The sequence below is a fragment of the Bacillus sp. CR71 genome (assembly GCF_003429245.1).
GTDB classification, from domain to species: domain Bacteria; phylum Bacillota; class Bacilli; order Bacillales; family Bacillaceae_G; genus Bacillus_A; species Bacillus_A thuringiensis_S.
Genome location: NZ_CP031748.1, coordinates 236,850 through 248,996, shown reverse-complemented (window position 1 = coordinate 248,996; position 12,147 = coordinate 236,850). Strand labels below are relative to the sequence as shown.

Genomic DNA, 12,147 nt, shown 5'->3' with positions numbered 1-12,147 from the left:
ACCAGCTACACATATAAAGAGATTAATAACAGCTAATATTAGTATGACGTAGAAACCAGTATAAGTAATAGCCCTTTCCTTTACCATGAATTTCCGCCTTCCCATTATCCATTCCATCTACGGTAAGTCTTTTCTTTTTACAAAATTCTCTTAAAGATGATATCGTTTTTATAACATATCTCTACTAGAAAGGAATAAAGGATATGCTAACTAAACATCGAATTTTATTTATTGGTGCCGGTCGTATGGCCGAAGCTATATTTTCCGGATTACTTAAAACAAGCAAAGAGTACATCGAAGAAATTATCGTCTCTAACCGAAGCAACGCAGAAAAACTAAAACAGTTACAACATCGATATAATGTGTCTACTGCAACAGATTGGAAGCAGCATGTTACATCTGTCGATACAGTTGTTTTAGCAATGCCACCTTCTGCTCATGAAGAGTTATTAGCTGAGCTATCTCCGTTAATATCAAATCAACTTGTCGTAACAGTAGCAGCTGGCATTGGACCATCTTATTTAGAAGCTAGACTCCCAAAAGGCACGCCTGTTGCTTGGATTATGCCTAATACAGCTGCTGAAATTGGAAAGTCTATCTCCTTATATACAATGGGACAATCAATAAAAGAGATGCATCAAGAAACCCTGCAACTGCTTTTAAGAGGTATTGGTACTTCGCAACTTTGTACTGAGGAAGAAGTTCATCAGCTTACTGCAGTTACTGGAAGTGCACCAGCCTTCCTTTATTACTTTGCTGAAAGCTTAATTGAAGCAACAAAAAGTTATGGAGTCGATGAAGAAACCGCAAAACATCTTGTCATTCAAATGATTTCTGGCTCTGCTTCTATGCTCGAACAAACGCAAGATCCAGCTAACCTCCGCGAACAAGTAACAACGCCAGGTGGTTCCACAGCTGAGGGTCTCAAAACTTTATATGAATATAATTTTTCAGAGGCAATTCAAAAAGCAGTAGAAGCAACAAACAAAAAAGCTAGGGGGAAATAATATGACTTTAACAAGTTTAAAGGACTATACAACATTACATAACGGTGTAAAAATGCCTTGGTTTGGTTTAGGTGTTTTTAAAGTAGAAGATGGTTCAGAAGTAATTGATTCTGTAAAAGCAGCAATTAAAAATGGCTACCGCAGCATCGATACTGCAGCAATCTATCAAAATGAAGAAGGCGTTGGACAAGCGATTCGTGAATCCGGTGTTTCACGTGAAGAATTATTTATTACCTCAAAAGTATGGAATAGCGATCAAGGATATGAAACAACACTTCAAGCATTTGAAACTACATTAGAGAAATTAGGTCTAGAATATTTAGATTTATATTTAGTACATTGGCCTGTAAAAGGGAAATATACCGAATCATGGAAAGCATTAGAAAAGCTTTATAAAGATGGCCGTGTTCGCGCTATCGGTGTGAGTAATTTCCACATTCACCACTTACAAGACGTATTTGAAATTGCTGAAATTAAGCCAATGGTCAACCAAGTGGAATACCACCCACGTTTAGCACAAGAAGAGTTACACGCTTTCTGTAAAGAACATAATATCCAGCTTGAAGCTTGGTCACCATTAATGCAAGGACAACTACTAGATAATCCAACGTTACAAGAAATTGCGACAAAATATAATAAATCAACTGCGCAAATTATTTTACGCTGGGATTTACAAAACGAAGTTGTAACAATCCCTAAATCAATTAAAGAACATCGCATTATTGAAAATGCAAACATCTTCGACTTTGAATTAAGTGCTGATGATATGAAAGCAATTCAAGCTTTAAATGAAGATCGTCGCGTTGGTCCAGATCCAGATAACTTTAACTTCTAAGCGAAAAACCACTGCCATATGCAGTGGTTTTTTTATTTGAGATAACTGAAAATTTAAACTATATTCCATTTGGTTGACACTTCATTGTTCAAGGTGTAAGATTTTGAATTATCAAAGAAACACAAAAATTAATAAAATTTATTCGTTTACTCATTGTATCAAGAGAGGTGGAGGGACTGGCCCTTTGAAACCTCGGCAGCAGGTTCATTTTGAATACTGTGCCACTTCCTGCAAGCTTTATGCTTGAAAGATAGAATGAGGGACTTCGTTTATATACGGGTGCATAACTTGTACGTAAAAATCCCTCTTTCTCAATATGAAAAGAGGGATTTTTTATTTTTCATTTCCCTCATCATCATCCAAACTTAATTATTTAGGAGGAAAATCAAATGAAAAAGAAGTTTGTACCCGGTATTGCATCAGTTGTAGGAGTAAGTATTTTATTAACTGGTTGCGGTAGTTATAAAAACGAAGCAAGCGGAGCAAATGCAAAAGACGAGGCACCTAGCAAACAGGTTTTAAATTTATCTTCACCTACTGAAATACGAACAATGGATACGGCCCGTGCTACAGATACTGATTCTGGTCAAGTAATGAGAAACGTATTTGAAGGTTTGTATAATCTTGGTGAAGGTAACAAACCTTTCCCTGGCGTTGCAAAATCTCATGAAGTAAGTGGCGATAAAACAAAATACACATTCCACCTGCGAGATTCAAAATGGTCAAACGGCACTCCTGTTACAGCGAAAGATTTTGTGTTCGCTTGGCAGAGAGCCGTAGATCCAGCAACAGCCTCTGAATATGCATTTCTATTCTTTGATATTAAAAATGCAACAAAAATTAACAACAAAGAACTTCCAGCCGACCAACTTGGTGTAAAAGCAGTTGATGACCATACGTTTGAGGTAGAATTGGAGCGTCCTGTTCCGTATTTTATTAGCTTAACAGCGTTCCCAACATTTCTACCAATTAACGAGGAATTCTTTAAAGCACAAGGTGATAAGTACGCTTTAGAAGATCATACAATCTTGTACAATGGAGCTTTTACACTAAGCGATTGGAAGCACGAACAAAGCTTTAAATTCAAGAAAAACCCTACCTATTGGGATAAAGATACTGTCAAACTAGAAGAAATCAATTTTAACGTCGTAAAAGAAAAATCAACAGAAGTAAATTTATTCGAGTCAAAACAATTAGATCGTATAAAACTAACATCTGACTTTGTCGATAAATATAAAAAGGATGCTAACTTTAAAGAACGTCCAAACGTAGGCGTACAATTTTTACGTATGAATCAACAAAACAAAGTACTTCAAAATGTTTCTGCACGCCAAGCAATTAATCAAACAATTGATAGAAAATCCTTTGTAAATACGTTATTAAATGATGGCTCTACATCAACACTTGGTCTCGTTCCAAAAAACTTTGCAAAAGGACCTGAAGGAAAAGACTTCCGTACTGCAAACGGCGATTTAACAAAAGTTGATACAAAATCTGCACAAGAGTTATGGAAAAAAGCTAAACAAGAGCTTGGTTCTGAAAAGATAACATTAGAATTATTAACGAGTGATGCTGACCTTGATAAGAAAACTGGTGAATTCTTAAAAGGGCAACTAGAAAAGAATTTAGATGGATTAACAGTAAATATAAAACCGCAACCGCGTAAGCAACAAGTTTCGCTTTTATTAAAAGGTGACTACGAAATCGGAATTGACGGCTGGAGCCCTGACTTTGCGGATCCAATTACATTCCTTGAGCTATTTACAACGAATAACCCTTATAACTTAGATCATTACTCTAATAAGGAATTCGATGAAACAATAGCAAAAGTGAAAACAACTTTAGCTGGTGATGAAAAAGCTCGCTGGGAAGCATTACTAGCATCCGAGAAAATATTATTTAAAGACTTTGTTATCGCTCCTCTTTACCAAAAAGGCGAATCTTATTTAGAACGTTCTTATGTGAAAGGAATTGTGCAAGTAGACTTTGCGGGTCAATTAAATTTCAAGTGGGCAAAAATTGAAAAATAAAGTAAAACCGTAATAAGTGAGGGTTCTTCATCCCCACTTATTATTAGCCCACACCAATTGTTTTTTTAGCAAAATATATTAAAAGCAGGTTCTCTCACACAAGAGAATCTACTTTTTTAATATATTATTCTAAGAAATTAACATTCTATTTTTATTATTGACATATAGTTCTTTCCAGTGTTAATATTCTAAATAATCAAAGAAACAAAATATTTCACCATCAAAATATAATGTCTACTACGTTGAAACATATAACGATAGATTATAGCTCAACATGTATATACATATAGAACACCTGATTACCTATAAACAAATATTTATAATAGGTTTTATCTCCTTCTATAGCTACTTCAAGACATGGACATTATGACGTTACGAACAACACATTTAGGGAGGAACGAACAATGAAGAAAAAAGTTGTACCTGTTGTTGCATCTGTTTTAGGGGCAAGTCTATTACTAACTGCTTGCGGGGGAAATAAAGATAATGCAGGCGGAGCGAAAGCAAACGATAAAGTACCTGATAAACAAGCAATTAACTTATCATTCGCTTCAGAAATTCCAACAATGGATGTTGCAAAAGCAACGGATGGGGAATCCATGAATGTAATGCGCAATGTTTTTGAAGGTTTATATGCAATGGGAGAAGATAATAAACCGATTCCTGGTGTTGCTGAGTCGGTTGACATTAGTCCCGATAAAACAAAATATACATTCCATCTGCGTGATTCAAAATGGTCAAACGGTACTCCTGTTACAGCAAAGGACTTCGTCTTTGCTTGGCAACGTGCCGTAAATCCTGATACAGCAGCTGAATACGCATTCTTATTCTTCGATGTACAGAATGCGAAACAAATAAACCAAAAACAATTACCAATTGATCAACTAGGGGTCAAAGCTGTTGATGACAAAACGTTAGAAGTACAACTAGACCGCCCTGTTCCTTACTTCTTAAGCTTAACGACATTCTCAACATTCTTGCCAATTAATGAAGAGTACTTAAAGTCTCAGGGCGATAAATACGGTTTAGAAACAAATCATTTAATTTACAACGGTGCTTTCACATTAGATAACTGGAAACACGAACAAAGTTTCCAATTGAAGAAAAACCCTAACTATTGGGATGCTAAAACGGTAAAATTAGAAGAAATCAACTTCAATGTCGTTAAAGATAAGTCTACAGAAGTGAATTTATATGATTCAGGACAAATTGATCGCGTTGCTTTAACTGCAGAGTTTGTTGATAAATATAAGAGCGATCCAAACTTCAAGGAACGCGCTGAAGTCGGCATTCAATTCTTACGACTAAATCAGAAAAATGAAACATTAAAAAATCAACATGCACGCCTTGCTATTAACGGCGCAATGAATAAAAAAGCATACGTAGAAACAATTTTAAATAACGGTGCTGTTCCAGCTGAAGGAATGGTTCCTGCGAAATTTGCAAAAAGTCCAGAAGGCAATGACTTCCGTAAAGAAAATGGAAATCTAGTCAAGGATGATGTGAAAACAGCGAAAGAAAACTGGAAAAAAGCAAAACAAGAACTTGGTACTGACAAAGTAACAATCGAACTATTAACAAGTGACAATGCTTTAGCTAAAAAGACTGGTGAATATTTAAAAGGTGAGTTAGAAAAGAACTTAGATGGATTAACAGTGAATTTAAAACCGCAACCACGTAAACAACAGTTGAAACTACTATTAAGTGGTGACTATGAAATTGGTATTGACGGCTGGGGCCCTGACTTCGCTGATCCAATTACATTCTTAGATTTATTTACAACAGATAGTGCTTATAACTTCGATAAGTACTCTAACAAAGAGTACGATGAGCTCATTCATAAAGTGAAAACAGATTTAGCTGGCGATGAAAAAGCACGCTTTGAAGCAATGAAGCAAGCTGAAAAAATTCTATTACAAGACGGCGCTGTCGCTCCTTTATACCAACAAGGTCGTTCTTACTTACAACGCTCTTTCATTAAAGGACTTGTAACAACTGACTTCGGCGGTGAATTTAACTATAAGTGGACAGAAGTTGCAAAATAACAAAAGTAAAAAGGTATCCTACGAAGGATACCTTTTACTTTTATACAACTTTAACTACAGAGCTTCCTCTTCCCTTTACCATTCCTTTTATAGCTAAAGTCGTCACTGCTACTAATTGTGTAACCAATACAATAACTAATAATGAAATAATATTTCTCTCTAAACTAACTCCTCCGAATATTATTGTATAATAGCCATTTGCTGCATATGTTGCTTGAAATAATTCACCGATCGTTTGATACGTTTTAGAAAGCATTTCAGTACCTCCTCACAACTTCAATTTACCATATACATACAAATCATTTTTGATTTAAATTGCGGATGAGCCCTTGTGACTGCAGGATAATAATTTATTTTCAACACATACATAATTACATGTTTTTGGGAAAAACTTGTATAGAACGAATTTACATAAGGAGGAATTTATAATGAGAATTCTACTATCAGTTTTATTAGCTCTTATGCTAGTACCTGCATTAACAGGATGTAAAGCCCCTGCAAAAGAAGACACAACTTCTAATAAAAAGACGACTGAAGAAGCAAAAAATGAGGCTCCTGCAGATTTAAAACTAAACTTTAATGAATTTAGTTTAGATGCAGACTATCAAGATACGAAGAAAGACTACGAAGCTGATTATAAGAATGTAGCCGCTGATAAGAAAATGGAAGCAAAGCTTGAAGACCATAAAACAAATGCAAAGTTTACAGGTGACGAGGCTATTACAAAATTAAGCCCACTTCTACAAGAATTAAAATTTGATAAAGATACTCCTGACCAAGAAGTAATCGATCAAGTAGTGAACGTGTTCAAACTTGATAAAGACTACCAAAAATTCGATTTAGAAGTTGTCTTCTCTGATGGAACGAAAAAAGAATATAAAAGAGAAATAAAATAAAGAAGTAGGCGATTGCCTACTTCTTTATTTTTGCATATCTTAAATCTGGTTTAGATCCAACATAATATTGAAGTCCAGATACCGTTTGTTTTTGTAAATAGGAATCCGACGGGAATATAATTGGAATTAATGGTGAATCTGTAAACATAATATCTTCCGCTTTATGCAATAAGTCAAAACGCTTATCTTCATTTTGTTCAACTTCTGCTTCCTTCACTAAAGCATCAAATTCTTTATTATGCCATTTTGCATAATTGTTTGGACCATCACCTGCATATAAATCTAATTTAGTAATTGGATCTAATAAAGAACCGCCCCATCCCATATAAGCCAATTGGAAATCACTTTGCTTATATGTGTCGATGTAACTCTTCCACTCTTTATTTTCTAATTTAATATCTACGCCAAGATTTTTCTTAAACATTTCTTGCATTGCTTCTGCTACTTTTTTATGTTGTGTATCTGTAGTGAATTTTAATGTTACTTCAGGTAATGTAGACCAGCCTTGTTCTTTCATGCCTTCTTCTAATAATTTTTTCGCTTCTGCTGGATCAAATTTAACGTAACCACCTTTTTCTTTACGGAAATCACGCCCACTTTGTGTTTTTGCTCCTTCTGGAACGAATGCATTTGCTTCTTGTGCATTGTTTTTATACAGTTTTTCAACAATAAACTTACGATCAACTGCTAATGAGAATGCTTTACGTACTTTCGCATTTGTGAATGGCTCTTTTTCTACGTTAAACGAATAAATATAAGATGAAAATCCTGCAACACGTTTATATTCTTTATTTCCTTTTTCTTTTTCAATCATTTCTTGCGGTAAACCGCTTAGTAAATCTAATTCTTTTGATTTATATAATTGGTACGCTGTTTTAGAATCTGGAATAATACGAAACTCAATTTCTTTTAATGTTACCTTTTTATCATAGTATTCTTTATTTTTTTGTACTGTAATAGCCTGATTATGCTTCCATTCTTTTAATGTGAATGGCCCGTTCGTAATTAACTCTTTTGGATCTGTTTTTAATTTATTATTATCATCAATCGACTTTTTAGCTAATGGAATAAATAATGAGCTTGCTAATTTCTGTTTAATAGAAGCAACTGGATGTTCAAGAGTTACCTTTAATGTTTGAAGATCAACGACTTGAATACCAACTTGTCCTTCTTCACCTTTTCCAGTATTGTATGCCTCTGCCCCTTTAATAAAATACATTTCTGTTGCATTCATAGAACCCGTTTTCGGATTCAATAATCGCTTCCATGCAAATTCAAAATCATTTGCTGTAATAGCAGAACCATCTGACCATTTAATATCTTTCTTTAAATGAATTGTATACTCAGTTCCATCAGCATTTACTTCTTCTTTCTCTGCTAATTCATTTTGATATTTCCCATCACTATCTTGCGTATATAAGCTTGAGAATAAATGTCCAATTACATAACCTGACGTGCTATCTGTCGCAATAGCGGAATCAAGTGTATATGGATCGCTACCAATATTCGTTACTAATCGATCGCCTTCTCCCTTACCAGCACTCGCCTTTTGCGTCTCTTTCTTACCGCAAGCGACAGAAGTAATTGCTAAAACAGTCATAATGACAAACAGTAAAAACTTCTTCATCCTACATTCTCCTTTAACCTGAAATTTTTGGTGTTGATGCCAATAGTGTTTTTGTATAAGAATGTTGTGGATTATAGAACACTTCGTCCGTATTTCCAAATTCAACAAGTTCTCCTTTATATAAGACAGCCACTTTTTCACATAAATAGTGAACCATCGGCAAATCATGTGCGATAAATAAATATGTATAGCCTTGTTCCTTTTGAATCTTTTGCAGCAGATGTACAATTTGAATTTGCAATGAAACATCTAATGCTGAAATTGGTTCATCAAGAATCAATACTTCTGGCTCACACAATAACGCTCTTGCAATAGCAATTCGTTGACGTTGTCCTCCGCTAAATTCGTGCGGATAGCGATCGATATATCGTCTATCTAATCCCACACGTTCTAGCGCATCACCTGCTACTTTATCCTTTAATCCTTTATCACCTAAACCGAATGAAATATAACCCTCCGTTACGCTATCGCGTACTTTCCAGCGCGGATTTAATGCTGCTGTGGAATCTTGAAAAATGAACTGTACTTTCTGTAAAAAATCTCGCCTATGAGCTGATTTCAGCTTGTGAACGACTTGACCGTTATAATCAATTTCACCAGACGTTGGACTCTCAATCCCTGCTATGAGCTTTCCAAGTGTTGTTTTTCCTGAACCACTTTCACCAATAATGCCAAGTGTTGTTCCTTTCGGAATAGAAAGTGATATGTCTTTTAACGCTGTGATTTCTTTACTTTTACTTCCATACGTTTTCGTTACTTGCTTTATAGTAATTAAATCTGTCGTCATGAGGCATTCACCTTCTCTTTTGATTTCGCTTTATTATGCTCTAGAACATGTTGCCAACAATGTGAACTATGCTCCTTAGAATATGTGGTTCTCTCTGGAAAACGATGAATACATTCTTTTATCGCTACTGGACAACGATTTACAAAAGGACAACCAAAGCTATTTAATGTTTCAATGGAAGGTGTCGTTCCTTCTATAGCACGTAATACCTTTTCGGAATCATCCATATTCGGAATTGCTTGTAATAAACTTTTCGTATATGGATGTTTAGGAGAACCTATTACCTCCTGTATCGTTCCTTTTTCAACAACACGTCCCCCGTACATAACAACTACTCGATCAGCTACTTCACGTACAAGTGCCAAATCATGTGTAATTAATAAAATACTCGTATTTTGTTTTTCTTTTCTTTCTTTTAATAGCCCCATAATTTGTTTCTGAATCGTTACATCTAACGCTGTTGTCGGCTCGTCTGCAATTACAAGCTTTGGGTGACAAGCAAACGCAATTGCTAAACAAATACGCTGCCTCATACCTCCGCTTAATTGATGTGGGTACTGTTCAAAGCGTTTCTCTGCTTCATGTATCCCTAAACCCGTTAACAAGTTAATCGCAATTTCCTTTGCTTCTCTTTTCGATTTTTTCCCATGTTGCAAAACTACTTCTGTAATTTGTTTGCCTACCTTCATCGTTGGGTTTAAAGATGAAAGCGGATCTTGAAATATAAAGGAAATATCTTTTCCGCGAATTTGATTCCATTCTGACTCTTGTAAATTCGTTAATTCATTTGCTTGGAAAGCTATATTCCCATCATCGATATGAATAGATTCTTGATTTAATCCGACAATAGATTGTGCTGTAACACTTTTTCCTGAACCACTTTCTCCTACAAGTGCAACGATTTCACCTTCATTAATAGAAAAGGAAACATGCTTCACAATTGCTTGCTTACTATTCTCTTTTTCAACGGTCAATGTTACGTTTTCTAAAGATAAGAGCTGTGCCATGTTTTTTCTCCTTTCGATTCCGTTTGACGATTTTTGGATCAATCGCATCTTGCAAACCATCACCAATTGCATTAAATGCGAACATAATGAGTGCAATCATGATTGCCGGGAAAAATAGCTGCCACCATTCTCCGCTCAATAATGTCCCGAGTGCATCATTCGTCATCGTCCCCCAACTTGCCGCTGGTGATTGTACTCCAAGTCCTATAAAGCTTAAAAATGATTCTGAAAAAATAGCTGCTGGAATTGTAAATGATAAATTCACGATAATAATCCCTGTTAAATTCGGAATTAAATGCCCATATATAATTTTCATATGTGATGTACCTAATCGCTCTGCTGCAATAACAAATTCTCTTTGTTTTAAAGACAAGACCTGCGCTCTAACGAGACGTGCCATGCCAATCCATCCTGTTAACGCAAGAGCGATTATAATTGTAAAAAGTCCTGGTTTCATCACGATCAATAGTAAAATAACAATTAATAAATATGGGATACCATATAACACTTCAATCCCTCGTATAATCCATTCATCTATTAACGTTCCAAGACGATTACGCCCTCTCACATATCCACTAAATCCACCAATCAGTACACCAAGCCCTATATCGAGGGCAGCTGCTACTAATCCAACTGTTAGTGAAATCTTCCCACCAGCCCAAGTACGTGCCCAAATATCTCTCCCTAGATCATCTGTTCCAAACCAATGTTCACTACTCGGCGGTAAATTTGTTGCCTCTTTTACTTGTTCACTCGCAGTAAATGAAGTTAAACTTTCGCCAATAAGCGAGAAAACAATAATTAGCAATAACGTCACTGTTCCTAAAACTGCGATTGGATTCGATATAAACTTACGAAACACTTCTTTCTTTCTGCTAATTGTTTGCTGATTTTTATTTATCGTTAATTCTTTTTTCTCTTCTTTCGTTAATAACTGTTCATTAATCTCATAAGCTCCCATTTAAATATCCCCCCTCCTTATGTAATAGAACGAATACGCGGATCAACAATGCGATGAATAATATCTGTAATGAAAATACAAGCAATTAATAATGCACTATAGAAAATCGTTGTTCCCATAATCACCGGATAGTCTCGGTTAAAAATACTATCTACAAAATATTTTCCTAGGCCAGGAATTGAAAAGATTTTTTCAATAACGAAAGTCCCTGTTAAGAGTCCAGCCATTAACGGTCCAACAAATGTAAGTACTGGAACAATCGCATTTCGAAGAGCGTGTCTTATAATAATCTTCTTAATTGGTATACCTTTTGCTCTTGCTAGCTTAATATAATCACTCTGCAGTACTTCGATCATATTAGAACGAACAAACCTTGTAATAACTGCGATTGGCCCTAACGCTAATGCAAAGGATGGCAATACCGTCTGTTCGAATGTTCCCCAAGAGGCTACTGGTAAAAACTCAAATTGGATAGCGAATACTTGTATAAATAGTGGCGCTAAAATAAAACTTGGAATAGAAATACCTAAAATTGCGAGCAAACTCACACTATAGTCAATTACTCTCCCATGATATAGAGCAGCAAATGTCCCTGCCGCAATTCCTACTAACAATGAAATAACAAGTGCTTGTAGACCAATAATTGCTGATGGACCAAAGCCAGTTGTTATAATTTCTGATACACCTTGCCCGGTTGATTGAACCGATTCACCAAAATCAAAATGAACTACACCGTCTAAATAAGCAACATATTGATTCCATAACGGTTCATCAAGGTGATACTTCGCTCTCATGTTTTGGATCACTTCTTCAGGAAAGATTTTTGCATCTGATGAAAATGGATCTCCCGGAATAATATGCATAATTAGAAATGTCACTGTCGTAATAACCCATAGTGTGAACACCATAACCGATAATTTTTTAATTACATACACTTCAATAACCCCCTAAA

The 12,147-nt window shown here is 35.5% G+C and carries 11 protein-coding genes and 1 riboswitch; of the genes, 5 read left to right on the top strand and 6 right to left on the bottom strand.

Translation table 11 applies throughout. The annotated features are described in order from the left end of the window. The first annotated feature begins 203 nt into the window (after positions 1 to 203). The 4 genes from proC (at position 204) to DOS87_RS01320 (ending at position 5,917) form a co-directional block, all read left to right on the top strand. Positions 204 to 1,007, top strand: a complete 804-nt coding sequence (gene proC, locus DOS87_RS01335; RefSeq protein ID WP_000956241.1) for a pyrroline-5-carboxylate reductase — start codon at positions 204 to 206, stop codon at positions 1,005 to 1,007. A 1-nt stretch (position 1,008) separates the two neighbouring features. Beyond that, positions 1,009 to 1,842 carry an aldo/keto reductase gene (locus DOS87_RS01330; protein ID WP_000176912.1) on the top strand — a complete coding sequence of 278 codons (834 nt, stop codon included), beginning with the start codon at positions 1,009 to 1,011 and terminating at the stop codon, positions 1,840 to 1,842. Between the two features lie 152 nt (positions 1,843 to 1,994). Further along, positions 1,995 to 2,099, top strand: a riboswitch (SAM riboswitch). Between the two features lie 132 nt (positions 2,100 to 2,231). Next, on the top strand, positions 2,232 to 3,872 hold the full coding sequence (locus tag DOS87_RS01325) for a peptide ABC transporter substrate-binding protein (protein ID WP_208730196.1): 1,641 nt from the start codon (positions 2,232 to 2,234) through the stop codon (positions 3,870 to 3,872). A gap of 404 nt (positions 3,873 to 4,276) precedes the next feature. Next, complete coding sequence (locus tag DOS87_RS01320) at positions 4,277 to 5,917, top strand: peptide ABC transporter substrate-binding protein (protein ID WP_000731066.1); 1,641 nt, start codon at positions 4,277 to 4,279, stop codon at positions 5,915 to 5,917. Between the two features lie 40 nt (positions 5,918 to 5,957). Here DOS87_RS01320 and DOS87_RS01315 read toward each other — a convergent pair whose 3' ends face one another. Further along, positions 5,958 to 6,173, bottom strand: coding sequence for a hypothetical protein (locus tag DOS87_RS01315; RefSeq protein WP_000949587.1), 216 nt, complete (start codon positions 6,171 to 6,173; stop codon positions 5,958 to 5,960). Positions 6,174 to 6,345: 172 nt separating this feature from the next. On the opposite strand from DOS87_RS01315, the gene DOS87_RS01310 reads away from it, so the two are divergent. Next, positions 6,346 to 6,813 (top strand): YusW family protein, encoded by a 468-nt coding sequence (locus tag DOS87_RS01310; protein ID WP_001221557.1) that lies wholly within the window; start codon positions 6,346 to 6,348, stop codon positions 6,811 to 6,813. A gap of 16 nt (positions 6,814 to 6,829) precedes the next feature. Here the strand turns inward: DOS87_RS01310 and DOS87_RS01305 are convergent, their stop codons facing one another. Genes DOS87_RS01305 through DOS87_RS01285 form a run of 5 tightly spaced genes read right to left on the bottom strand, consistent with a single transcriptional unit; the run spans position 6,830 to position 12,130 of the window. Further along, positions 6,830 to 8,440, bottom strand: a complete 1,611-nt coding sequence (locus DOS87_RS01305; protein WP_000714109.1) for a peptide ABC transporter substrate-binding protein — start codon at positions 8,438 to 8,440, stop codon at positions 6,830 to 6,832. Between the two features lie 13 nt (positions 8,441 to 8,453). Beyond that, the gene (locus DOS87_RS01300) at positions 8,454 to 9,227 is read right to left on the bottom strand and encodes an ABC transporter ATP-binding protein (RefSeq protein ID WP_000205648.1); all 774 of its coding nucleotides are present in this window, start codon (positions 9,225 to 9,227) and stop codon (positions 8,454 to 8,456) included. Next, a complete protein-coding gene (locus DOS87_RS01295; RefSeq protein WP_000057892.1) occupies positions 9,224 to 10,234 on the bottom strand; it encodes an ABC transporter ATP-binding protein in 1,011 nt (336 codons plus the stop codon). Before DOS87_RS01295 ends, DOS87_RS01300 begins: the two co-directional genes overlap by 4 nt. Next, positions 10,191 to 11,195, bottom strand: a complete 1,005-nt coding sequence (locus DOS87_RS01290; RefSeq protein WP_000501540.1) for an ABC transporter permease — start codon at positions 11,193 to 11,195, stop codon at positions 10,191 to 10,193. The genes DOS87_RS01295 and DOS87_RS01290 overlap by 44 nt, the downstream gene beginning before the upstream one ends. 17 nt (positions 11,196 to 11,212) lie before the next feature. Beyond that, a complete protein-coding gene (locus DOS87_RS01285; protein ID WP_000289328.1) occupies positions 11,213 to 12,130 on the bottom strand; it encodes an ABC transporter permease in 918 nt (305 codons plus the stop codon). Positions 12,131 to 12,147: the final 17 nt, after the last annotated feature.